The sequence below is a fragment of the Ralstonia condita genome (assembly GCF_958405655.1).
GTDB lineage: Bacteria > Pseudomonadota > Gammaproteobacteria > Burkholderiales > Burkholderiaceae > Ralstonia > Ralstonia condita.
In genome coordinates this window covers 139,979-163,109 of record NZ_CATYWO010000005.1, presented here as the reverse complement: position 1 = coordinate 163,109, position 23,131 = coordinate 139,979, and the positions used below count along the sequence as shown (strand labels likewise).

The following is a 23,131-nucleotide window of genomic DNA, read 5'->3' as shown; positions in this document are numbered from 1 at the left end:
CAACAAAAAAGGGCCCGAACCTGATGGTCGGGCCCTATTTTACGGGGAATGTCGAAACGGCCGCAGGGTGCTGCTTCCGCCGTTACCGCATCACTGCAGTTGCTGGATCCCGGCGAGTACCCAACCGCCGCTGCCCTGGGTCGGCTTGGACAGATTCCACACTTCGGCAAACGGCTGCGCCGGTGCGTTGGCTTCTTCGCGGATCATGCCCGAGAAGCGCACGCTCGCCAGATACTCGGTGGGATGCGTCTCGATGCCGAGCATTTCCGCGTCGACCGACACCACATCGGTCTTGTTGGGCGCGGCGCCACGATCAGCGAGGTCCATTTTGATCTCGGCGAACATTTCCGGCGTGGTGAACTCACGGATGTCGTTCAGGTTGCCGGCATCCCACGCGGCCTGCAGGCGGATGAAATAGACCTTGGCGTTGCGCAGGAAAGCCTGCGTATCGAAGTCTGCGGGCACGCCCCACGGTTGTTGCGGGGTGACCGCGGCAGCCGGTGCAGCCGGGCCGCCGAGATTCCACGATTGGGCCGCGGTAGGCGCGCCAGCGCCCAGCCCGGACGTGTTGCCCGTGTTCAGTGCCGATGCGGCCGGTGCCGCCGCTTGCGGCGCAGGGGAGACAGGTTGCGGCACATACGGCTCGCGCTCACCGCCCAGCGACGGGACGCCCGTTGCATAGGCCGGACCCTGCGGCCGGCTGCCGCGCACCTTGCGGATGATCCACATCACCACAAACGCCACCAGTGCGATCAGGATGAGGTTTGACAGGAGCGAGGCCAAGCCCGCGCCGAGACCGAACTTTGAAAGCAGATAGCCAAGACCCAGACCTGCGGCGAGACCGCCCAGCATGCCACCCCAGTTGCGGCGCGGCTGTTGAGCCGGCAGCGGCGCCGGTGCACTCGGCGAAGGCTGCGCGGCGGGTGCCGCCTGCTGCGTGGGGGACGGCGTGGTTGCGGGCGCCGTTTGCTGACGCTGCGTAACGGTGGACGATTGCTTGCCGATGCTGCGGCTGCTGCCCATGCGCTTGGCGTTGGCATCCAGTGCCGCGCCCAGTGCGAGCGTCGCGACCAGCGCGCCCACCATCAATTTTCCACCCCAGTGCAAACTCATCGCTGTCTTCTCTCCAATAGGCAGTGACGCCTTCAGATGAAGACGTCAATGCCGAAATTCAATGTCGGGGATCGTGGCATATCGTCGCATGGCGCTGCATCGCCCATCCGGCGGATCGCCGATCAGAGCCGGCGACCCACGTGCAGTGCCACCACCCCCGCCGTCAGGTTGAAGTATTCGACCGAGTCCAACCCGGCCTGTTCCATCATCCGCTTGAGCGTTTCCTGATCGGGATGCATGCGGATGGACTCCGCGAGATAGCGATAGCTCTCGGCGTCGCCCGCCACCTTGCTGCCCAGCCACGGCAGCACCTTGAACGAGTAGACGTCGTAAGCCTTCTCCAACGGCTGCCACACCTTGGAGAATTCCAGCACCATGACCTTGCCACCCGGCTTCACGACACGACGCATCTCGGCGAGTGCACGATCCTTGTGCGTCATGTTGCGCAACCCGAAGGCCACTGTCACCACGTCGAAGTAAGCGTTCGGAAAGGGAATGTGCTCGGCGTCGCACAGGCAGGTCGGCGTGAGTACGCCAGCATCGAGCAGGCGATCGCGGCCGACGCGCAGCATGGATTCATTGATGTCGGTCAGCCACACCTCGCCGGTCGGGCCGGCCTGGCGGGCGAATGCCTTGGCCAGATCACCCGTACCGCCTGCGATATCCAGCACCTTGTAGCCAGGACGCACCGCCGCCTGGGCGATGGTGAACATCTTCCAGATCCGGTGCAGGCCGCCCGACATCAGGTCGTTCATGACGTCGTACTTGCTGGCAACGGAATGGAACACACCGGCAACCTTGCCGGCTTTCTCGCGCTCATCGACCTGCTGGAATCCGAAGTGGGTTTGGCTCATGACAGAAAGGATACGGACGCGGCGCACACGCGCCACGTGTGAATTGGAATCAGTGGCTGTGGCCGCAGGCGTGGCCCGCATTTGCCGCCATCGGGGCGTCACGGTCAAGGCCAGCTGCGGCCAGCCGGTCGAGATAGGCCTGCCACAGGACGTCGTGCTCCACGCCGAGGCGGTACAGGTACGCCCAATCGTAGATACCGGAGTCATGCCCATCGGAAAACAGCGGGCGGATGGCGTAATTGCCCACCGGCTCGACGCCGACGATGCCCACATCGCGCTTGCCCGTCTGCAGCACTTCCTGCCCCGGCCCGTGCCCCTGCACTTCCGCCGATGGCGACAGCACGCGCAGGTATTCAAACGGCAGGCGAAACTGCTTGCCATCGGCAAAGGCGATCTCCAGCACGCGCGATTGCGTGTGCACGGTCAAGCCGGTCGGGTGCGGGGTATCGGCGGAAAGTCCGGCCATGGAAACGTCTCGATGATTGCGTGAAAACGGTGCTTCAGGAAGCCGCGAGCGCGATGTGCGCCGGGTCTTCCACCACCCGATAGCTTACCGCAGTCAACGGGTCACCCTCGGGGATGTAGCGCAGGCGGCGATGGTGGAACCGTGCCACGGTGCTGCGGTGCGCCACGCTGACGATGGTTACATCGGGCAGGGATTCGAGCATCAGGCTGTACATGAAAGCCTCGGTGTCTTCGTCGAGTGCGCTGGTAGCCTCGTCGAGAAACAGGTAGTCGGGGCACTGCAGCAAGGCGCGCGCAAAGGCCAGCCGTTGTTGCTCGCCCGGTGACAGGCGCAGGCTCCAGTTGCTCACTTCGTCCAGCAGTTCGACCAGCGCCGGCAGATGGCACGCGACCAGCACCTGCCTCAGGCGCTCGGCCGTGTACTGGGTCGCCAGATCGGGGTACGACAGCGCGTCGGCCAGCGTGCCGGACGGCAGGTAGCTGCGCTGCGGCAGGAAGAGCACGCGGGCTTCCTCGGGAATTTCGATACGGCCGGTACCGTACGGCCAGATGCCGGCCACGGCCCGCACCAGCGTGCTCTTGCCGCATCCGGAAGGCCCGTTGACCAGCACGCGCTCGCCAGGCGCGAGCGTCATATCGAATGGCTCAACCAGCAGATCCTCGGGCTTGCGATTGGGCAGGTTCAGCGCCAAGCCGCGCGCCTCGATGGCGGGCACGTCAGCCATTGCGACCTCGACGTCGCGTACGCCGGCACGGCGCTCGTCTTCACGCTCGGCAGCCCGGATGGCGCGCTGGAACTCGATCAGACGGTTGGTGGACGCCTTCCAGCTCACGAGCGTGCTGTAGTTGTCGACAAACCAGGACATCGCGCCCTGCACCTGCCCGAATGCCGTCGCCACCTGCATCATGCCGCCCAGCGTGAGCGTGCCGCCAAAATAGCGCGGCGCGGACACCAGGAACGGAAAGATGATCGCGAATTGCCCATAGCCCGACGAGGCAAAGCTCAGCCGCCGGGTGTAGTCCATCAACTGGTTCCAGTTGGCGCGGATACGCTCGAAGCGGCCGCGCAGGATGGCTTTCTCGGTCGCTTCGCCGCGGTACAGCGCGATGCTTTCACTGTTCTCACGCACGCGCATGAGCAGGAACCGGAAATAAGCCTCATAGCGTTCCTGCTGGAACGACAACCCGATCAGAGGCCGCCCGACAAAGTGGATGATGACCGACCCGAGCACCGAATACAGCAGCGCGAACCACACCATGTAGCCCGGGATCACAACATCCCGCCCACCCAGCGCAAATGCCAGCGGCCCGGACACCGCCCAGAGAATTCCGAAGAACGACACCAGCGTCACCGCTGAATTCAGGAAGCCGAGCCCCAGGGTGAGCGTCGCATCGGTGAAGTTGCGCAGGTCGTCGGCAATCCGCTGGTCGGGGTTATCGGCGGTGTGCGTTTGCTCCAAGCGGTAGAACGCCTGCTTGCCCAGCCAATCATCGAGAAAGCTGCCCGTGATCCATGTCCGCCAGCGGATGCGCAGCATCATGCTGTAGTACTGGCGCAGCACCGAGGCCACGATGATGAGCGCGGCAATCCACGAAAAACGTCCGAGCTGGTGCCAGAACGCGGTCTTGTCCTTCTGTTCCAGCGCGTTGTAGAAGAGCCGGTTCCAGTCGGTGAAGAGCACGTTCATGTAGACCACGAACAGGCTGAGTGCGATCACCAGCGCGAGCAAGCCAAGGCCCTTGTAGCGGTCTTCGGAAACCCAGTAGGGCTTGATGAGCCGCCACGTCTCGGACAGATTCAGCCGGCCGTGATGAACGTTCAGCTCGGCAATCGAATCCTTGTGGGAATCAGGTGTAGCGGCAGTGCGCGGTGTCGTCATGGCGAGGGCTGTAGCACGACAGAAAGGCGGACAGGAGACAATCTGACGGCCCGGGCGCCCCTGAGGTTCCGCGCAGGCCGCCGCGCCGCATGACCGCAGCGAGCGTTCAGACGTCGGCCAGCGCCGATTGCAGCGCGTAAGACAACGCGGGCAACCTGGCGCTGACTTCCGCCATGCGCCCGGCATCCGCCTCTCGCTGGGCCGGGCCCCATACCGCTTCCGGGAAATGCGTGTCCCACCGATAGCGCGGAATGACGTGCCAGTGCAGATGCGGCACGAAGTTACCGAAGCTGGCGAGGTTGATCTTGTCGGGCGCCAGCTCGGCACGCAGCACGCGCTCCACGCGCGTGACGACCTCCATCAGCCAGTGACGGTCGGCATCCGAAAGATCCGTCTGCTCGGCCACATGGTTGTTCCAGATCACGCGGCAGAAGCCCGGAAACCGCCCGTGCTCGACCAGCACCACGCGCGCCCGCGCATTGCGCCAGACAGGCTCGCCGCCATCGGTCTCGCACAGTGCGCAGCCAGGCGCGCGTTCACCGGTCGTCACACCAGCACCCGCTCGATGCCGCCGGCGTTGGCGTGGGCGACATAGTCTTCCAGCCAGGTATCGCCGAGCACATGACGGGCCATTTCGATCACGATGTAGTCGGCCTGCACCGAAGCGTCCTCGCTGTAGCGCGACAACCCCTGCAGGCACGACGGGCAGCTGGTGAGGATCTTCACATCGCCCTGGAAGGCCTGCCCGCTCGGGCCATCCACTCGCAGCTTGTCGGCGCCCTTGCGCATTTCCTCTTCCTTGCGGAAGCGAACCTGCGTCGAGATGTCTGGGCGCGAGACCGCCAGCGTGCCGGACTCACCGCAGCAGCGGTCATTCTTCTCGATGGCGCTCATCTGACCATCCGCCCCCATGTTGCCGCCCATGAGCTGGTTGACCAGCTTGGTCGGGTCCATGCTCTTGATCGGCGTGTGGCAGGGGTCGTGGTACATGTACCGCGTGCCTTGCACACCGTCGATCTTCACGCCCTTCTCGAGCAGGAATTCGTGGATGTCGATGATGCGGCAGCCGGGGAAGATCTTGTCGAATTCGTAGCCGGCGAGCTGGTCGTAGCACGTGCCGCAGCTCACCACCACCGTCTTGATGTCGAGGTAGTTGAGCGTGTTGGCCACGCGGTGGAACAGCACGCGATTGTCGGTGACGATCTTCTCGGCCTTGTCGTACTGGCCATTGCCGCGCTGGGGATAACCGCAGCACAGGTAGCCCGGCGGCAGGACGGTCTGCACGCCGGCGTGCCACAGCATCGCCTGCGTGGCCAGTCCGACCTGCGAGAACAGACGCTCCGAGCCGCAGCCCGGGAAGTAGAAGACCGCCTCGCTGTCGGGCGTGGTCGTCTGCGGATTGCGGATGATCGGGACGATCTCGTTGTCCTCGATGTCCAGCAGCGCGCGCGCCGTCTTCTTGGGCAGATTGCCCGGCATCTTCTTGTTGATGAAATGGATCACCTGCTCGCGCACCGGCGGCTTGCCCACCGTGGCGGGCGGATGCGCGGTCTGCTTCTTGGCGAACTTCTTCAGCACGTCGTTGCCCAGGCGCTGCGCCTTGTAGCCCCAGTCGATCATCACCTTGCGCGTGAGGTTGATGGTCTCGGGGTTGGTCGCGTTCAGGAAGAACATCGACGCAGCGGTGCCGGGGTTGAACTTCTTCTGCCCCATCTTGCGCAGCAGGTTGCGCATGTTCATCGACACATCGCCGAAGTCGATCTTGACCGGGCACGGCGTCACGCACTTGTGGCAGACCGTGCAGTGGTCGCCCACATCGGCAAACTCTTCCCAGTGCTTGACCGATACGCCGCGGCGTGTCTGCTCTTCGTACAGGAAGGCCTCGATCAGCAGCGAGGTGGCCAGGATCTTGTTGCGCGGGCTGTACAGCAGGTTGGCGCGCGGCACGTGCGTGGCGCACACCGGCTTGCACTTGCCGCAGCGCAGGCAGTCCTTGATCGACTCCGAGATCGCGCCGATGTCGCTCTGCTGCATGATGATCGACTCGTGCCCCATCAGGCCGAACGACGGCGTATAGGCATTGCGCAGATCGGCAGCGAGCCCTTGCGGATCATTGATGTCGCGCAGCAGCTTGCCCTTGTTGAAGCGGCCGTTCGGATCGACGCGGCGCTTGTAGGCAGCGAAGTCGGCGATCTCTTCGTCGGTGAGGAATTCCAGCTTGGTGATGCCGATGCCGTGCTCGCCCGAGATCACGCCGTCCAGCGAACGCGCCAGCGTCATGATGCGGGCCACCGCCTTGTGGGCATCCTGCAGCATGTCGTAGTCGTCGGAGTTGACCGGCAGGTTGGTGTGCACGTTGCCGTCGCCGGCGTGCATGTGCAGCGCCACGAAAACGCGGCCGCGCAGCACCTTCTTGTGGATTGCCTGCGCCTCGTCGAGGATCGGCTTGAACTCGCCGCCGTTGAAGATCTTGCGCAGCTCGGCGCGAATCTCCGCCTTCCACGACACGCGGATCGTGCGGTCCTGCAGCAGGTGGAACAGGTTGGCGTCGGGCTGGATCAGCAGACGCTCGTCGATCGTCTGTGCGAGATAGCCCAGCCCAAGCCCGATCAGGCTTGCGCGGGCGGTGTTGACCGGCGTATCGAGATGATCGAGCAGGTATTGCCAACGCGCGCGCGTGGCACGCAGGAGTTGCTGCGCCTGTTGCACGCGGTCTTCCAGCAGTTCGGCGCTCGGAATTTCGTTGGCGTCGTCGGTGCGGCCCAGCGGCAGGTTGCTGCCGGCAAAGAACTCCAGCAGCGCGTCGGCCAGCTTGAGCTTGTTCTTGATCGACAGCTCGATGTTGATGCGCTCGATGCCATCGGTGTACTCGCCCATGCGGTTGAGCGGAATCACCACGTCCTCGTTGATCTTGAAGGCGTTGGTGTGGCGCGCGATGGCCGCCGTGCGCGAGCGGTCGAGCCAGAATTTCTTGCGCGCCTCGGGGCTGACAGCGACGAAGCCCTCGCCGCTCTTGCCGTTGGCCAGGCGGATCACCTCTGAGGTGGCGCGCGCCACGGCGTCATCGTCATCGCCGACGATGTCACCGATCAGCACCATCTTCGGAAACGCGTTGCGCTTGCTCTTGGTGGCGTAGCCGACCGCGCGCAGGTAGCGCTCGTCCAGGTGCTCCAGACCGGCGAGGATCGCGCCGCCGGGCTTCTTGGTCTCGGCGTCGAGGTAGTCCTTGATCTCGACGATGCTAGGGATCGCATCCCGCGCCTGGCCGAAGAACTCCAGGCACACGGTACGGATCGACTTGGGCATGCGGTGCAGAATCCAGCGCGCGCTCGTGATGATGCCGTCGCAGCCTTCCTTCTGCACGCCGGGCAGGCCGGCCAGGAACTTGTCGGTGACGTCCTTGCCGAGGCCTTCCTTGCGGAACTTGCGGCCTTCGATGGTCAGCGTCTCGGTGCGCAGCAGCTTGCTGCCCATCGGCGCATTGCCGTCAAACCACTTCAGCTCGAACGTGACGACAGGCGCGTCATGGATCTTGCCGAGGTTGTGGTTCAGGCGCGTGACCTCCAGCCAGTTGCCGTCCGGATCAACCATGCGCCACCAGGCGAGGTTGTCCAGTGCGGTGCCCCACAGCACGGCCTTCTTGCCGCCCGCGTTCATGGCGACGTTGCCGCCGATGCACGAGGCGTCGATCGACGTCGGGTCCACGGCGAAGACGAGGCCGGCCTTCTCGGCGGCTTCCGCCACGCGGCGCGTGACCACGCCGGCGCCCGAATAGATGGTCGCGACCGGATGGTCGACGCCCGGCAGGTCGGTCATCTCGACCGCATCCAGGCGCTCGAGCTTTTCGGTATTGATGACGGCCGAGAACGGCGTCAGCGGCACGGCGCCGCCGGTGTAGCCGGTGCCGCCCCCGCGCGGGATGATGGTCAGACCCAGCTCGAAGCAGCCCTTGACGATGCCGGCGATCTCTTCTTCGGTATCGGGCGTCAGCACCACGAACGGGTATTCGACTCGCCAGTCGGTGGCATCCGTCACGTGCGAAACGCGCGACAGGCCATCGAACTTGATGTTGTCCTTGGCGGTGACGCGGCCGAGCACCTTCTGCGCACGGCGACGCAGGTCATACACCTGGGCGAATTCTTCCTGGAACGCCTTCACGGCGCGGCGGGCATGCACGACCAGCTGCTCGACCTTGCTGGCGCGCTCGTCGCCTTCGGGGTCGTGATGCGAGTCGTGGTCGGCCACGCGGCGCTTCTCGATCTCCGCCAAGCGGTGATTGAGTGCGTCGATCAGCATCTGCCGGCGCTTCGGGTTGTCGAGCAGGTCGTCCTGCAGATAGGGGTTGCGGCGCACCACCCAGACGTCGCCCAACACTTCGTACAGCATGCGGGCCGACCGGCCGGTGCGGCGCTCGGCGCGCAGCCCGTCGAGGATCTGCCACGCAGACTCGCCCAGCAGACGGATGACGATTTCCCGATCCGAGAACGAGGTGTAGTTGTAGGGAATCTCGCGCAGCCGGGGCGCAGCGTCCTGCGCCGCGAGTTTGGCGTCGATCAGAAGTGGGGCATTCATGGCGAGCCGCGGGGAGGGGCGCGGCAAAGACGGTCCTGGCCGCGCGGTCTTTAAAGCGCGATTGTACTGCAAGGTGATGCGTTGATGCGTTGCAGCAACGGTATCCCTGCCGGTCGCATGGGCGGAAAAATCGCCGCGTTTTCAATGGCTTGCGAAAAGTCGGCTGCTGTAAAAGTGGTGCATAAATCACGCAAACGTCACATCAGGGCCGTCTTGATCCATCCCAGGATGCCGTGCCAGAAGCCGTCGGGCAGCGTCAGCAGGGCCGCCGTCATGGCGAGGTAGCGCAGGAATTTGCCGATCGCCATGTACATCACGCTGGGCCAGAACCGAAGACGCAGCCAGCCCGCCAACGTACAAAGCGGATCACCAATGCCCGGCAGCCACGACACCAGCAGCGACACCGGCCCGATACGGCGCATCCAGCGGAAATACTTCTTGTCGAGAGGCGGCGCGTGGTGACGCTGCGGATGCGGGGCGTGACCGACGTGCTCGGCATCGTGCTCGCGGCGGCGGCGCGCCAGGTGGTATCGGACCAGCGCGAGCTTGGCGGCGTACCCCATCCACCAGTCCACCGCGCCCCCCAGCGTATTACCGATCGTGGCGACGATGATGGCCGGCCAGAACATCTCCGGGTTGAGCTTGATATAGGCAAAGACCGCCGGCTCGGAGCCTAGCGGGAGCAGCGTCGCCGAGACGAAGCTGACGATGAAAATGGCGGGCAGCCCGACATTGGGCAGGGCCAGGGTGGTGAGAAGCCAATCGATCCACGGTTCCATGCGGTCGATTGTAGCGGCGAGCTGGCGGGCACCCGCTTTTCGGCCTGGGTATCAGCCGAAGAACAGGTAAGCGACCAGCACGGCACCGATCAGCCCGACCAGGTCCGCCCACAGCCCACAGGCCAGCGCATAGCGCGTGTCCTTGATGCCGACACTGCCGAAGTACACCGCCAGCACGTAGAAGGTGGTCTCGGTAGACCCCTGGATGATGGCCGCCAGCTTGCCCTGGAAGGAGTCGACGCCGTAGGTGGTCATCACGTCGACCATCAGGCCGCGGGCGCCTGCGCCCGATAACGTCTTCATGAGCCCCACGGGCAGCGCGGGCACAAAGCGCGTGTCGATGCCCAGGTGCGCGAACAGCGCGGAGAGTCCGTGCATCAGCGCATCCATGCAGCCCGCTGCGCGAAACACCGCAATGCCGACCAACACGGCAACGAGGTACGGAACGATGCCGATCGCCACCTGAAAGCCATCCTTGGCGCCATCGACGAAGGTTTCGTACACGTTGATGCGGCGCATGGCCCCGCATACGAGGAACGCCACAACGATGGTGAGGATGGCGCCCGCGCCGATCAGCCCGATCCACGCCGCCATCTGCTGCGGCGGGAATTGACGCAACCACGCAAACAGCAGCCCCATCAGCGCGACAAAGCCCCCGAAATACGCCAGCAGCGCAGGCTTGAACAGGTTGATGCGTTGATACCACGCCACCGCCGCAATGCCTGCACAGAAGCCGATGAACGTGGAAAGCAAGGTCGGCAGGAAGATGTCCGCTGCGTTGAAACCGACCAGGCCCTGCTTGACCGCCAGCGCCTGGCGGATGGCGATAACGGACGTCGGCACCAGCGTCACGCCTGCCGTGTTGAGCACCACGAACATCAACTGCGCATCGCTGGCACGCTGCGGCTGCGGGTTGATCTCCTGCAACTCCCGCATAGCCTGCAGACCGAGCGGCGTAGCGGCGTTGTCCAGGCCGAGCATATTGGCCGAGACGTTCATCATCATCGCGCCGTTGGCGGGATGGCCGGCTGGCACGGAGGGAAACAGGTGCCGCATCAGCGGATTCACGAGCCGCGCGAACAGATCGACCACGCCGGCGCGCTCGCCCACGCGCATGATGCCCAGCCACAGCGCCATCATGCCCGTCAGGCCGAGCGCGATCTCGAAGCCGGTGCGCGCCGCATCGAACATCGCGGTGAGCATGCGGGAGAAAACTTCCATGTCGCCCTGCACCACCTGCACGCAGGCGGTGACGAAGGCAACAAGGAAAAAGGCCAGCCAAACGAGGTTCAGAGCCACGGAGGTCGAGCGTTGGAATCCGACAAGGCGCTCATTGTGCCTGCGGTGGAGGCGCGACCGGCTCGATCTTGTGGAAGTTGTCGTAATCGACGGTGGTCACACCGCCTTCGTCCTGGATCAGATCGATATAGCGATGATTCCAGCGGATCTCGTCGTGCCGCCATGAGTGGCGCGCCTGAATGGTCTGCGCGGCTGTCTCGTCGGCGCCCTCGATGGTCAGCAGCAGCAAGGCATCGCCCGCCGCCAGCGACTCCGCGGTGGCTTGATGCAGCGGGCTGGTTTCGTCAATCACGTGCAACATGACCCAGCCGAGCAGGAAGATCGGGTGCTCGCTACGCTCGAGCTTCAGGTCGCGGATCCGGTAGATCAGGTAGCCCTCCGGCGTGCGCTCGTCCTGCATCAGGCGCAGGCGGGCCGTGGCCTCGGCGATGACATTCTGGCGGGCGTTGGCTGCGCGCAGCATCAACGTCGGCTTGCCGTTGAGATGCCTCACCACGATGTTGCGGGCGAACAGGATCTTGGCGCGCGGGCGCGAGAAGCGCGCAAACACAAGCCCCGTCGCCATGGCAATGCCCGACATGCCGATGAAGATCTCCAGCGTGGCGATGACGTGGGCGTAGAGCGTCTGCGGGTGCATGTCGCCGTAGCCGACCGTGGCCAGGGTCTCGACGCTGAAGAAGAATGCGCCCACGAAGCCCGGCGGCGACTGGTTCGCGATGGACGCCTCGCCCAGCGAATACAGCCCGGCGAATACCGCATTGAGCGCCAGGAACAGCGTGGCCAGCAGCGCGAAGAAAGTCGGCCAGTTGACCTCCAGCGCGTGGTGATAGAGATCGCGCCAGCCGAGCGGCGGCATGCCGTAGGCAATGACATGCTGCGTGCCGGACCAGACCTTGCGGCCCCGGCGCGTGCGCGGGTTGTGCTGAGGGGAAGACGACGGGGTATGCATGGGGGCCTCGCGCCGAAAACGTGCCGCGCCACCGGTACACGGCCGCGGCAGTGTACCGACCGGCCAGCCCATCCGGCAAGGCGCCGCATGATAGGCTTACGGGCTCTCCTCACGCTCAACCCGGTCCGCACCATGGCCATCGATTACCTCAAGAAGATCCTGACCGCGAAGGTCTATGACGTCGCGGTGGAAACCGAGCTGAAGTTCGCGCCCAACCTGTCGGCGCGCACCGGCAACCGCGTCTTTCTCAAGCGCGAGGACGACCAGCCGGTGTTCTCGTTCAAGCTGCGCGGCGCCTACAACAAGATGGCCACGCTCACGCCGGCCGAGCGCAAGCGTGGGGTGATTACGGCATCGGCGGGCAACCACGCGCAGGGCGTGGCGTTCAGCGCGGCCCGGATGGAATGCAAGGCCGTCATCTGCATGCCGGTAACGACGCCGCAGCTCAAGATCGACGGCGTGCGCTCGCGCGGCGGCGAGTGGGTCGAGGTCGTGCTGCACGGCGAAAGCTATTCCGACGCCTACAACCACGCCGCCAAGCTGCAGGAAAAGCACGGCTACACCTTCGTGCACCCGTTCGACGATCCCGACGTGATTGCCGGCCAAGGCACCATCGCCATGGAAGTCCTGCGCCAGCATCCGCAGCCCCTTCACGCCATCTTCTGCTCGATCGGCGGCGGGGGGCTGATCTCCGGCGTAGCGGCCTACGTGAAGGCCGTACGGCCGGACGTCAAGGTCATCGGCGTGCAGAGTGTGGATTCCGACGCCATGGCGCGTTCGGTGGCAGCCGGCAAGCGCGTCGAATTGAAAGACGTCGGCCTGTTTGCCGACGGCACCGCGGTCAAGCTGGTGGGCAAGGAAACCTTCCGCATCACGCGGGAGCTGGTCGACGAGATCATCACCGTCGATACGGATGCCATCTGCGCGGCGTTGAAGGATGTGTTCCAGGACACACGCAGCCTGCTGGAGCCTTCCGGCGCGCTGGCGCTGGCCGGCCTCAAGCAGTATGCCGAGACGCACAAGCTGAAGAACGAATCGCTGGTGGCCGTGGCCAGCGGTGCGAACATGAACTTCGACCGCCTGCGCTTCGTGGCCGAGCGCGCCGAAGTGGGCGAGGCGCGTGAAGCCGTGTTTGCCGTGACGATTCCGGAAGAGCGCGGCAGCTTCAAGCGCTTCTGCGAGCTGGTCGGCTGGTCGCGCAACGTGACCGAGTTCAACTACCGCATTGCCAGCAAGGACGCCGCGCATATCTTCGTGGGTGTGCAGATTGCGTCGCGCGCGGAGGGCGACAAGATCGCCGAGAACTTCCGCAAGCACGGTTTCCCAACGCTGGACCTGTCCAACGACGAACTGGCCAAGCAGCACATCCGCTACATGGTGGGCGGGCGTTCGCCCTTGGCCGAGAACGAACTGCTGTACCGCTTCGAATTTCCGGAGCGGCCAGGCGCGCTGATGAAGTTCCTCTCGAGCATGAGCCCGAACTGGAACATCAGCCTGTTCCACTACCGGAATCAGGGCGCGGATTCGAGCAACATCCTCGTCGGCATCCAGGTACCGAAGAACGAGAAGCGCGAGTTCAAGGCGTTCCTCGCCACGCTGGGCTATACCTATTGGGACGAAAGCGAGAACCCCGTCTACAGCCTGTTTTTGTGATGAGCAACCAACCCGAACATTCGCCGCTGGGCAAGACCTCCGCCTACAAGACGGAGTACGACCCGAGCCTGCTGTTTCCGATTCCGCGCCAGGGCAAGCGCGACGAGATCGGCCTCGCCGCCGGTACGCCCCTGCCCTTCTTCGGCGTGGATCTCTGGAACCTGTACGAGCTGTCGTGGCTGAACCTTCGCGGCAAGCCGCAGGTGGCTGTCGGTACCGTGATCGTGCCGGCGGACTCGCCCAACATCGTTGAATCGAAATCGTTCAAGCTGTATCTGAATTCGTTCAACCAGACGAAGGTGGCGTCGCACGAAGCGCTGCAGCAGTTGATTCACCACGATTTGTCGGAGGCGTGCGGCGCGCCGGTGCAGGTGCGCATCGTGCCGCAGGAGGAATTTGCCCGGCAGAAGATGGGCGAGCTCGATGGCCTGCTGCTCGACCGCCTGGACATCGAAACCGACGTCTACCAGCCCACGCCCGAGTTGCTGCATGCCGATGAGGAAGAAAGCCCGGTCGAAGAAACGCTGGTGTCGCACCTGCTGAAGTCCAATTGCCTTGTAACGGGCCAGCCGGACTGGGGCAGCGTGCAAATCCGCTACGTGGGTGCGCCGATCAACCAGGAAGGGCTGCTCAAGTACCTGATTTCGTTCCGCGAGCACAACGAGTTTCACGAGCAATGCGTGGAGCGGATCTTTACCGACATCCTGCGCCAGTGCCGGCCCGTCAAGCTGGCCGTGTATGCGCGCTACACGCGGCGCGGCGGGCTGGACATCAACCCGTTCCGCACAAACTACAACACGCCGTGGCCGGATAACCTCCGCAATGCACGCCAATGAGGAACGTCAGTGAGCGCTGACGCGACGCAAGCCATCCAAGGCGCCTTCCGGCGCCTTTTTTCTTGGCCGGAGCGATCCACCAAACGGGCATTCCTGCCTCGTCCATTTTGAGGACGCCAACGCCCTATCGTTTCGCGTTCGCTCGCCTATAGTGGTATCCGCTGTACGCCACCCGGGGGAATCGTGAAGGGTCAGTCCGCTCGTTGCGGACAAGACACTCTCGACGGGGGACATTGCCATGACGAACACGCCATGGTGGCCGCTACGCGCGGTTGCTTGTGCATGCCTTCTGCTTTGCGGCAGTCCGGCACTTGCGCAGATCAACGAGCCGGTGGATGACAAACCACCCAGCCTGGAAACGCTTCAGCGGCAGCTTGCCGATGCACAGGCGCGTCTGCAGGAATTGAAACGATCGATCCAGCAGCAGGAAGCCCATTTGAGAGGCATGCGGCGCGCGCTCGGCATGAGCGAGGGCCAACTCGACACCGTGCGCGGCACCGGCAATCCGGGCGCTGGCGAGGACACCGCCGGCGGCGCGGCGCAAGTCGCCCAGAACGGTCAGCCCGGCAGCACCCCCGTGGGCAAACCGCCCGCCCCGCCCGACCAGCCGCCGCGCATCGCACAGATCTTTGATGAACCGAGCGCCCTCACGCCGCCGGGCAAGGTCGTTGTCGAGCCGTCGTTCCAGATGGCGTATTCGTCGTCGGACCGCGTGGCGCTGGTGGGCTACACCATCATCCCCGCCTTGCTCATCGGGCTGATCGACGTACGGCAGGTCAAGACGACCACGCTCACCGGCACGGTGGCCATGCGCTATGGCCTGGCCAAGCGCTGGGAACTCGAGGCACGCGTGCCCTACGTGTACAGCACGAGCGACACGGTCAGCCGCGAGCTCTTCACCGGTACCGCCACGGATAACGCCTTCAGCTCGCACGGCCACGGCATCGGCGACGTCGAGTTGACGGCGCGCTACCAGATCGGCGCCGGCGGCATCGACAAGCCATTCACCATCGGGTGGCTGCGCTTCAAGACGCGCACGGGCAAAGACCCGTTCGAAGTCACCACGGATTGCGTCACGCGCTGTGTCAGCAACACCACCGGCACGGGCCTGCCCTTGCAGCAGCCCACAGGCTCTGGCTTCTTCGCCGTCCAGCCCGGCCTGACATGGCTGTATCCGACCGATCCAGCCGTGTTCTTCGGCAGCATCAGCTACCTGCACAACTTCGAGCGCAAGGATGTGAGCCTCAACCTGGTCGACGGCTCGCAGCAGTTCCTCGGCAACGTCAAGGCGGGCGACATCATCGGCCTGAACTTCGGCATGGGCCTTGCACTGAACGAGCGCGCGTCCTTCTCGATCGGTTACGACCAGAGCATCATCGGACCGACCAAGCAGAATGGCGAGCGCGTTCCCGGCTCGGTGCGTACCATCCTGGGCACGCTGCTGGTGGGCTACTCCTACCGTATCTCACCAAAGATGACGCTCAACCTCTCGGTTGGGGCGGGACTGACGCGTGACACGCCCGACCTCACCGTGACGCTGCGGCTACCGATCCAGTTCTGATCTTCGCGGTGCAGCGTCGCGCCGCAGCCTCAGTGCATCATCGTGGCCACGTTGGCGAGCGCCCCCTGCAGCACGTTGGCGAGATTGAGCTGCCGATATTGCGGCAAGCTGTTCACCGCGGCATTGATCGTCGTGATGGCCTGCAAGGTCTGGTTGTTCAGGCTGTTCTGGATGACCGTGGCGGCGGCTGCCGCACCCGACGTCACTTCGGGCGGCGCGATATTGTTCGGCCCGTTCTGCACGAGATTGCCGGTATTGACGACGGCTGAAAGCTGCTGCGCCTGTGCAGCGGTCATGCGTGCAACGTCGGGAATGTTGACCGACGCACTCGCCACCAGGTCGCCGTTGATATAGACCGCACGGTCAATGCCGAACGAGATGCGCAGCCCCGCAGCCGAAGGCACATCAAACCCGCCGCGCATGTCGTCGAGCCGGTCTTCCGACACTGCCCGCCATGCATGCACAGGGTTGTCATCGATGCCTGCTGCCCACGCGGGCGTCGCCCCCGCCAGCGCGCACAACCCCACGACCCGCATCGCTCCACCAAGCCACCCCATGATGCCCTCCTGCATGCCCTTGGCACGCTCAGAAATCGCTCGGGCCGTGCTTGGGGATCACGATGTTCCCCAGGCCGCTGCGATCGATGCCCTCCGCCAGCGGCGCGCGCGGCGCAACCCGCCAGTCCGATGGCGAATTGAATGTCGCGCTGGCTTCGCGGTTGTGGATGACAAACAGCAGATGGTTGTCCCACATGCTCTCGAAGCTCGCACGCGCGATGGCGCGTGTGCCCATGGCGGGATCGCCGACGAGCACGCGCCCATCCTGCATACCCTTGACCACCACGAAGTGGTGATAGCCGTTCTCGCTCAGCAGCACGATGGCCGGCAGGCGGGCCGTGTCCAGCGCTTCCAGCGGCTGTTCGAAACCGTCAGCGTCGAAGCCTTGTGACTCCAGGTAGCGCTTGATGTCGAGCAGCGAGAAACCTTCGCGCCGGATCTTCTCCTGATCGCCATGCAGGTACATGGCCTGGAACACCGCCTGCTCGCTCACCGGATAGCCGTACTGGTAAGTGAGCAGCGTCGCGACTGCGGCCGAGCCGCAACTGAAGTCGTAACGCTGATGCAGCGTGCGCAGAAAACGCGCCTCCTTCATGCTCGTCACCGGCACGCTGTACGTACCGCCGCCCGTGCCGAGCATGTCGATGGAGCCCGCAGACGCGGGCCCCCACGCAAGTACCATCAGCGCCGCGCAGCACCTCGTGCGCATGGCTGTTTCCTCAAGGCCGGAACTGCACGTTGACGATGGTGGCGTTCTGGATCAGCACGTTGGCCCCGCTGTTCTGGATGACCGTGGGGATCCCGGCCGCGTTGGTAAACGAGCCGTCGCGCACGATGTTCGACCCCGTCGCCACATTGACGGCGGCGTTGTCGCTCACGGTGCCCGACAGGCGTGCATCGTTGACGGTCTGGTACAGGTCCTGCGTTCCGCCGCGATAGCCGTCGAGCCTGTCTGCGCCCACCGCATGACCGAACCCAGGCACCGACACAGAGGCGGCGACCGGGGGACGCACCGCTTCCGTGTTGGCTGCCTGTGGACTGTCCGCAATCGGCACATCATCCGACGCCATCGCCACCGCTGCCGGCCAAGCTGCCAGGCTGCATGCCAACAGACACGCCGCCCTTCCTGCTGTGATTCTGTCGGATCGCATCGAATGTCTCCCTCACGTTCCGACCAGGGCCGGGCCGCAAACGCAGCCCGGCCGATCAACCGCTGCCCGCACGCAATCGCGTCATTGCACCGGCAGCGGCGCTTCCCCGCTCACGCCCGATACCGGCTCAGTGGCCGACATTCAGGTTGGCTTGCACATTGACGCTTTGCTGGACGAGGGATGCAAAGCCGCTGTTCTGGTTCGCAATCATCACCCCGGCTGCAGACTGGCCGACGCTGGCCATGGCATTGGACATGTTGAACGTGCCCGCATCCACCGCCACTGCGCCGCCATTGCCGCCTGCGCCGCCGATCGCGCCGTTGCCGACGCCGCCGTTGCCGACGCCGCCCTGACCGCCCGCGCCACCCACCGCACCGAGCGCGCCGTTGCCGGCCGTGGCACTGCCGTTGGTCGCCAATGTGGAGGAGCCGCCGTTGGTGGCACTGCCATTGGTGGCGCTCCCGCCAGCACCGCCGTTACCGGCCAGGTTGGTGGCCGCGCCACCGGCACCCGCCGTGCCACCCGTGCTCGTGCCAGCGGATGTGCCGGAGCCGGTGCCCATGCCAGCCGTAGACGTTGATGCGCCGGCCGTGGCTGCCCCGCCGGCAGCGCCCGCGCCGCCTGCTCCGCCCGTCCCGCCACCGGTGCCGCCGACCGCCGTCGCGCCGCCGCTATTGGCGTGCGCATTGCCGCCGCCGCTGCTGACGCCACCACCGCTGCCGCCGCTACCGCCGCTGCCACCGCCTGCCAGGCTGCCAGCGCCCGCACTGCCGCCCAGGCCCGCGCCAAGGCTGGCCGAGAGCGTGCCGCTGGAGCCGCCCGCGCCGCCTGCGCCCGCATTGCCGTGCGCGTTACCGCCCGTGCCGCCCGTGCCTGCGACGGCGCTGCCGTTGGTGGCACTGCCGTTGGTGGAATTGCCCGCCGTGGCGCTGCCGTTGCTGGCATTGCCGCCCGAGCCGCCGGCACCACCGTTGCCGCCGTTGCCGCCATTACCGCCGGCCCCCAGGCCACCATAGCCGGTGCCGCCACGACCACCGCCGCCGCCGTTGGCCGTCCCGCTATTGGTGGCGGTGTTGCCGATGCCCCAGACGCGGATGTTGGTGACCGCCCCCTCAAGCTTGGAGATGGCGATGGCCTTACTGGTATTGAACGCATTGCTGAAGGTGGAGACCGCGGTGCCGCCGTTGTTGGCGTCTGCGGTCCCATAGCCCGTGGCACTCGATCCGCCACTGTTGTCGCGGTTATTGCCCTGGCTCTGATCGTTGTGCTGATTCGAATTGTCTGTGTTGCGGGTGCTCGTGCGGGTACTGGTGTTGTTGGCCGTGGTGGTGCTGGTGTCCGTGGTGGTACTGGTGCTGTTGTTGGTGATGGTCGACGTGTTGGTTTGGGTCTTGTCACCCGCACCGGACGCCGAATTCCCGATATCGGCCAATGCAACGCCAGAGACCCCCAATCCCATGGCGATCGCGGTGGCCAGTAAGGTCTTCTTCATAACGCACTCCATAAAGTTGAGAGGGGCGGTTGGAAGCGCGACCAATGGGCTCGCCGCGCTCTGCTCGTGGGAAAAAAACATCACCCACCCCGGGGCGCGTCGTTCGCATATTCAATGCCATGTTGCGGTGCGCAGACGCCCCGCATTGCTAAGCGGTTGAAAACGCGATGAAAAGACAAAAGGGGAGAAGTCAGCCGCGTGTGACCTTGTCAAAACCTCGTCATTTCGGCGGAGTGTTTCGCGCGATCCCGTTGCATGGCTGAAACACACGGTCCTTCGTGCCGGTGCGGGACCCCGTTGCAGAATCAACGCAAGACGATGACGCGATCACGCATTCGCCCCTGCGACCCTGTTCAAGGCGCGGCATGCGTTGGAAGTTTCAGCATCGGTACATCGGCGCATGGCGACGCGTATCGCGCGCGCCGCCGAATCTGGAAGACGTGCATCCCCCCACGCACGTGTTGAACTGGACCGAACGACGCCGGCCCCGCGCCGCACGCAGCGGCGCGCCCGCTGACTGCGAGCGCTTCCTATCGGCAAGAGCCAGGCTGGCCCGGCATTTCGGGGCCCGCATGCCAACCCACACAGGTCGGCGGCACGCAACGGCACGCGGCCGTCATCGTCATGGCGACGACATGCCGCGCGCAACCGATTGGCATTTCAGGGGAGAAACTCAGGCCGTGGCAGCCACCGTGAGCTTGAGCTCTTCGATCATGCGATCCCGCATCACGAACTTCTGCACCTTGCCCGTCACCGTCATCGGCATCTCCGTGACAAAGCGGATGTAGCGCGGAATCTTGTAGTGCGCGATCTGGCCCTGGCAGAACGAGCGGATTTCGTCCTCCGTGGCCTGCTGGCCCGGCTTGAGCACGATCCACGCACAGACCTCTTCGCCATATTTCAGGTCGGGCACACCGAACACATTGACCGCCTGCACCTTGGGATGGCGGAAAAGGAATTCCTCGATCTCGCGCGGATACACGTTCTCGCCACCGCGAATGAGCATGTCCTTGACGCGGCCGACGATGTTGCAATAGCCCTCGGCATCGAGCGTGGCGAGGTCGCCGGTGTGCATCCAGCCATCCTGGATGGACTCCGCTGTCTTGGCCTCGTCGTCCCAATAGCCCAGCATGACGGAATAGCCCTTGGTGCACAGCTCGCCCTTCTCGCCGACCGGCACGGTCTCGCCCGCGCCGTCCACCAGCTTGACCTGCAGATGCGGCTGGATGCGGCCAACGGTCGTCACGCGCTTGTCCAGCGGGTCCGTCACCGCGCTCTGGAACGACACCGGGCTCGTTTCCGTCATGCCGTACGCGATGGTGACCTCCCCCAGATTCAGCTCCGCTACCACGCGCTTCATCACCTCGATCGGGCATGGCGAGCCGGCCATGATGCCGCCACGCAGGCTCGACACATCAAAGGTCCTGAACTCCGGGTGATCGAGCTGCGCGATGAACATCGTCGGCACGCCGTGCAGTTGGGTGCAGCGTTCTTCCGCCACGGTGCGCAACGTGGCCAACGGGTCGAACGCCTCGCCCGGGAACACCATGCAGGCGCCGGTGGCCGTGCACGTGAGCACCGACATCACCATGCCGAAACAGTGATACAGCGGCACGGGAATACACAGCCGGTCGCCCGCGCGCAGGTTCATGGCCATGGCGACGAACCGCGCGTTGTTGACCACGTTGACGTGCGTGAGCGTCGCGCCCTTGGGCGCGCCCGTGGTGCCGCTGGTGAACTGGATGTTGATGGCGTCGTCCGGCGACAGCGCGTTCGTGATGGCGTCCAGCGCATCGACGGGTACGCCCGTGCCCCGGGCGATCACATCGGCAAAGTTGATCATGCCGGGCGTGGCGGCCTCGCCCATGCGGATGACCCAGCGCAGTGCGGGCAGTTTGGCGGCATTCAATGCGCCGGGCTGCGCAGTCGCCAGCTCGGGCGCGAGCGTCTGCAACATCTCGAGGTAGCGCGACGTCTTGAACGCCTCGGCTGCCACGATGGCCTTGCAGCCGACCTTGTTGAGCGCGTACTCGAGCTCCGAGAGCCGATAGGCCGGATTGATGTTGACGAGAATCAGCCCAAGCCGTGCCGTCGCGAACTGCGTGAGCACCCATTCGAAGCGGTTGGGCGACCAGATGCCGATGCGGTCACCTCGCTGCAGGCCGAGTGCATGCAGCCCGGCAGCCAACGCATCGACCTGCTCGGCAAAGGCGCGCCACGTCCAGCGCACGCCCTGCTCGCGGAACACGACGGCCTCTGCGTCCGGATAGCGGCGCACGGTGTCCGCCAGCAATGCCGAAACCGACACATGTGCCAGCGGCACCGAGGTATCGCCCACCACGTACGACGCACCGCCGCGCGGGCGCGGGTCGAATCCTTCACCAGCCATGAATGTCTCCTCCAATCAACGGTGACCCTGTCGGGGCCTTGTTCTACATGATGTTGCCACCACTGCTTTGTCCGCAATTTGACGCAGCTTGACACATTTGGCAATCCGCTCCGGGACGAACAATGACGCGGAACAATTGCTGCGCCGCAGCAGCAAAAATCGTCGGGCAGCGCTGTCAACGCGCTAACATGCCGGCCTGACGTTTTTGCATGCGGGAATGGCGATGATCGTAGTGGTGATGGGTGTTTCGGGTTGCGGCAAGTCGACGGTGGGCCAGAAGATTGCAGAGCGGCTCGGCTGCGCGTTCCGTGACGGCGACGAGTTCCACAGCGACGCCAACCGCGCGAAGATGCACGCCGGTATCCCGCTCAACGATGACGATCGCAAGCCCTGGCTGGAAGCCATCCGCGCCTACATGGACGAGGTGACCGGCAGCGGCAATTCGCTGGTCGTGGCGTGCTCCGCGCTCAAGAAGCGCTACCGCGACGTGCTGCGCGGCCCCGCCGGCAATGCCGAATTCGTCTACCTCAAGGGCGATTTCGAGCTGCTGCAAAGCCGCCTGGCCGCCCGCAAGGATCACTTCTTCAATCCGAAGCTGCTGCTCAGTCAGTTTGAGGCGCTCGAAGAGCCGGCTGACGCGATCATCGTCGACATCGCGCTGCCGCCCGAAGCCATCGTCGATCAGGCCGTCGAACAACTGCGGGCCCGCGCCGCGCATCGCCCGGCAGCCTGAGGGCATATTGCGCTAGCTGCCCGGGAGATGCTGCAGTACGGCCTGCACATCGCCGTTGCAGACGCGGCTCATGCGGTCCTGCTCCTGCGGCGTGTCGATCTGTTCATGCGCCTGCAGGCCCAGTTCGATCAGCGATTGCGCGCGCGGCAGCCAATGCCGCGTCAGGGCGGATTCCAGATCCGCGGCGATCCGGTCCGGATCGCCAAAGTACAGGCGGCCGCCATACTCCCGCTCGATCTCCTTGCGGATCCGCTCGGCGGCATGCGGCAGCACTGCCCGGTTGACGGCCACGTGCCGCAGTTCATGTGCGCGGATGGCGTTGTAGGCGCAGGTGCCCGGCGCAAACTCCTGGGCCACCGTCACCCGGAAGTCGCTCAGCACCAGCTCCACCTCGATGGACGGCCGCAGGCACGTGGTGGGTGGCTGCGTGGGAATCGCCATGTAGCGGCTTGTCACCCCGAAGCGCGCGACGAGCGTCGCATAGGTCTTGCCCAGCACGCGCGCCGCGCGGTCATAAGGCGGCGCCTCGGCGGTGAGCTGATCGACGGTACGGTTGTTGGAGAAGGTCAGCGGCGTCTCGGTGGCCCGCACATCCACCTGCATGGGCCCGAGGGCCTCGTCGCAGATCTTGAGCCAGTGAGCCTTGCCCGATGCGCCCGCCGATGCGGCAGTGGCCGCGGCGACGGATTCGATCGGCGAAAACCGCACGTCGGCCAGGCGCGCACGATACTGGCGGCTCCAATGCCACGCACCCGCCGCCAGGGCCAGCGCCAACCCCAAGACCACCACCCGACGCATGCTGTGCTCCCCACTCACGCCTCCCGGCCCGTCCGCACTGGGGCGCCGGG

19 protein-coding genes are annotated in these 23,131 nt (G+C 65.0%); 4 read left to right on the top strand and 15 right to left on the bottom strand.

Translation table 11 applies throughout. The features are described from left to right. Positions 1–90 precede the first annotated feature (90 nt). The 9 genes from R2N03_RS16530 to R2N03_RS16490 form a co-directional block, all read right to left on the bottom strand. A complete protein-coding gene (locus R2N03_RS16530; protein ID WP_316658829.1) occupies positions 91–1,113 on the bottom strand; it encodes a Tim44 domain-containing protein in 1,023 nt (340 codons plus the stop codon). A gap of 122 nt (positions 1,114–1,235) precedes the next feature. Beyond that, on the bottom strand, positions 1,236–1,967 hold the full coding sequence (gene ubiE, locus R2N03_RS16525; RefSeq protein WP_316658827.1) for a bifunctional demethylmenaquinone methyltransferase/2-methoxy-6-polyprenyl-1,4-benzoquinol methylase UbiE: 732 nt from the start codon (positions 1,965–1,967) through the stop codon (positions 1,236–1,238). Between the two features lie 49 nt (positions 1,968–2,016). Then, positions 2,017–2,433 carry a gamma-butyrobetaine hydroxylase family protein gene (locus R2N03_RS16520; protein ID WP_316658826.1) on the bottom strand — a complete coding sequence of 139 codons (417 nt, stop codon included), beginning with the start codon at positions 2,431–2,433 and terminating at the stop codon, positions 2,017–2,019. Positions 2,434–2,467: 34 nt separating this feature from the next. Beyond that, on the bottom strand, positions 2,468–4,312 hold the full coding sequence (locus tag R2N03_RS16515; protein ID WP_316658824.1) for an ABC transporter ATP-binding protein/permease: 1,845 nt from the start codon (positions 4,310–4,312) through the stop codon (positions 2,468–2,470). A gap of 106 nt (positions 4,313–4,418) precedes the next feature. Continuing rightward, positions 4,419–4,862, bottom strand: coding sequence for an HIT family protein (locus R2N03_RS16510; RefSeq protein WP_316658823.1), 444 nt, complete (start codon positions 4,860–4,862; stop codon positions 4,419–4,421). After that, the gene (locus R2N03_RS16505; protein WP_316658822.1) at positions 4,859–8,884 is read right to left on the bottom strand and encodes an FAD/FMN-binding oxidoreductase; all 4,026 of its coding nucleotides are present in this window, start codon (positions 8,882–8,884) and stop codon (positions 4,859–4,861) included. The genes R2N03_RS16510 and R2N03_RS16505 overlap by 4 nt, the downstream gene beginning before the upstream one ends. 197 nt (positions 8,885–9,081) lie before the next feature. Then, on the bottom strand, positions 9,082–9,663 hold the full coding sequence (locus R2N03_RS16500; protein WP_316658821.1) for a YqaA family protein: 582 nt from the start codon (positions 9,661–9,663) through the stop codon (positions 9,082–9,084). 51 nt (positions 9,664–9,714) lie between these two features. Next, positions 9,715–10,962 (bottom strand): nucleoside recognition domain-containing protein, encoded by a 1,248-nt coding sequence (locus tag R2N03_RS16495; protein ID WP_316658819.1) that lies wholly within the window; start codon positions 10,960–10,962, stop codon positions 9,715–9,717. A gap of 31 nt (positions 10,963–10,993) precedes the next feature. Beyond that, positions 10,994–11,911, bottom strand: a complete 918-nt coding sequence (locus R2N03_RS16490; protein WP_316658818.1) for an ion channel — start codon at positions 11,909–11,911, stop codon at positions 10,994–10,996. 132 nt (positions 11,912–12,043) lie between these two features. Between R2N03_RS16490 and ilvA the strand changes: the two genes are divergently transcribed. The 3 genes from ilvA to R2N03_RS16475 all read left to right on the top strand — a co-directional run bounded on the left by ilvA (position 12,044) and on the right by R2N03_RS16475 (position 15,961). Continuing rightward, entirely contained in the window at positions 12,044–13,564 is a 1,521-nt protein-coding gene (gene ilvA / locus R2N03_RS16485; protein WP_316658817.1) for a threonine ammonia-lyase, biosynthetic, read from the top strand. Beyond that, positions 13,564–14,400, top strand: a complete 837-nt coding sequence (gene queF, locus R2N03_RS16480) for an NADPH-dependent 7-cyano-7-deazaguanine reductase QueF (protein WP_232041918.1) — start codon at positions 13,564–13,566, stop codon at positions 14,398–14,400. Before ilvA ends, queF begins: the two co-directional genes overlap by 1 nt. 238 nt (positions 14,401–14,638) lie before the next feature. Further along, entirely contained in the window at positions 14,639–15,961 is a 1,323-nt protein-coding gene (locus tag R2N03_RS16475; RefSeq protein WP_316658815.1) for an acetate kinase, read from the top strand. A gap of 29 nt (positions 15,962–15,990) precedes the next feature. Here the strand turns inward: R2N03_RS16475 and R2N03_RS16470 are convergent, their stop codons facing one another. From R2N03_RS16470 to R2N03_RS16450, 5 genes are all read right to left on the bottom strand, one after another. After that, positions 15,991–16,518, bottom strand: a complete 528-nt coding sequence (locus R2N03_RS16470) for a hypothetical protein (RefSeq protein WP_316658814.1) — start codon at positions 16,516–16,518, stop codon at positions 15,991–15,993. A 28-nt stretch (positions 16,519–16,546) separates the two neighbouring features. Beyond that, the gene (locus R2N03_RS16465) at positions 16,547–17,227 is read right to left on the bottom strand and encodes a C39 family peptidase (protein WP_316658812.1); all 681 of its coding nucleotides are present in this window, start codon (positions 17,225–17,227) and stop codon (positions 16,547–16,549) included. Positions 17,228–17,237: 10 nt separating this feature from the next. Next, entirely contained in the window at positions 17,238–17,669 is a 432-nt protein-coding gene (locus R2N03_RS16460) for a hypothetical protein (RefSeq protein WP_316658810.1), read from the bottom strand. 127 nt (positions 17,670–17,796) lie between these two features. Continuing rightward, the gene (locus R2N03_RS16455; RefSeq protein WP_316658808.1) at positions 17,797–19,161 is read right to left on the bottom strand and encodes a hypothetical protein; all 1,365 of its coding nucleotides are present in this window, start codon (positions 19,159–19,161) and stop codon (positions 17,797–17,799) included. Positions 19,162–19,834: 673 nt separating this feature from the next. Then, a complete protein-coding gene (locus R2N03_RS16450; protein WP_316658807.1) occupies positions 19,835–21,550 on the bottom strand; it encodes an AMP-binding protein in 1,716 nt (571 codons plus the stop codon). A gap of 223 nt (positions 21,551–21,773) precedes the next feature. Here R2N03_RS16450 and R2N03_RS16445 point away from each other — a divergent pair, with 223 nt between their 5' ends. Beyond that, positions 21,774–22,283, top strand: coding sequence for a gluconokinase (locus R2N03_RS16445; RefSeq protein ID WP_316658977.1), 510 nt, complete (start codon positions 21,774–21,776; stop codon positions 22,281–22,283). Positions 22,284–22,295: 12 nt separating this feature from the next. Here R2N03_RS16445 and R2N03_RS16440 read toward each other — a convergent pair whose 3' ends face one another. Continuing rightward, positions 22,296–23,081 carry a hypothetical protein gene (locus tag R2N03_RS16440; protein ID WP_316658806.1) on the bottom strand — a complete coding sequence of 262 codons (786 nt, stop codon included), beginning with the start codon at positions 23,079–23,081 and terminating at the stop codon, positions 22,296–22,298. Positions 23,082–23,131: the final 50 nt, after the last annotated feature.

Bases quoted from the DNA above. Each gene is read 5' to 3' on its own strand.
- R2N03_RS16470 (WP_316658814.1), bottom strand. From the start codon at position 16,518: ATGGGGTGGCTTGGTGGAGCGATGCGGGTCGTGGGGTTGTGCGCGCTG.
- ubiE (WP_316658827.1), bottom strand. From the start codon at position 1,967: ATGAGCCAAACCCACTTCGGATTCCAGCAGGTCGATGAGCGCGAGAAA.
- R2N03_RS16530 (WP_316658829.1), bottom strand. From the start codon at position 1,113: ATGAGTTTGCACTGGGGTGGAAAATTGATGGTGGGCGCGCTGGTCGCG.
- R2N03_RS16455 (WP_316658808.1), bottom strand. From the start codon at position 19,161: ATGAAGAAGACCTTACTGGCCACCGCGATCGCCATGGGATTGGGGGTC.
- R2N03_RS16520 (WP_316658826.1), bottom strand. From the start codon at position 2,433: ATGGCCGGACTTTCCGCCGATACCCCGCACCCGACCGGCTTGACCGTG.
- R2N03_RS16445 (WP_316658977.1), top strand. From the start codon at position 21,774: ATGATCGTAGTGGTGATGGGTGTTTCGGGTTGCGGCAAGTCGACGGTG.
- queF (WP_232041918.1), top strand. From the start codon at position 13,564: ATGAGCAACCAACCCGAACATTCGCCGCTGGGCAAGACCTCCGCCTAC.
- R2N03_RS16440 (WP_316658806.1), bottom strand. From the start codon at position 23,081: ATGCGTCGGGTGGTGGTCTTGGGGTTGGCGCTGGCCCTGGCGGCGGGT.
- ilvA (WP_316658817.1), top strand. From the start codon at position 12,044: ATGGCCATCGATTACCTCAAGAAGATCCTGACCGCGAAGGTCTATGAC.
- R2N03_RS16475 (WP_316658815.1), top strand. From the start codon at position 14,639: ATGACGAACACGCCATGGTGGCCGCTACGCGCGGTTGCTTGTGCATGC.
- R2N03_RS16500 (WP_316658821.1), bottom strand. From the start codon at position 9,663: ATGGAACCGTGGATCGATTGGCTTCTCACCACCCTGGCCCTGCCCAAT.
- R2N03_RS16515 (WP_316658824.1), bottom strand. From the start codon at position 4,312: ATGACGACACCGCGCACTGCCGCTACACCTGATTCCCACAAGGATTCG.
- R2N03_RS16490 (WP_316658818.1), bottom strand. From the start codon at position 11,911: ATGCATACCCCGTCGTCTTCCCCTCAGCACAACCCGCGCACGCGCCGG.
- R2N03_RS16465 (WP_316658812.1), bottom strand. From the start codon at position 17,227: ATGCGCACGAGGTGCTGCGCGGCGCTGATGGTACTTGCGTGGGGGCCC.
- R2N03_RS16460 (WP_316658810.1), bottom strand. From the start codon at position 17,669: ATGCGATCCGACAGAATCACAGCAGGAAGGGCGGCGTGTCTGTTGGCA.
- R2N03_RS16450 (WP_316658807.1), bottom strand. From the start codon at position 21,550: ATGGCTGGTGAAGGATTCGACCCGCGCCCGCGCGGCGGTGCGTCGTAC.
- R2N03_RS16505 (WP_316658822.1), bottom strand. From the start codon at position 8,884: ATGAATGCCCCACTTCTGATCGACGCCAAACTCGCGGCGCAGGACGCT.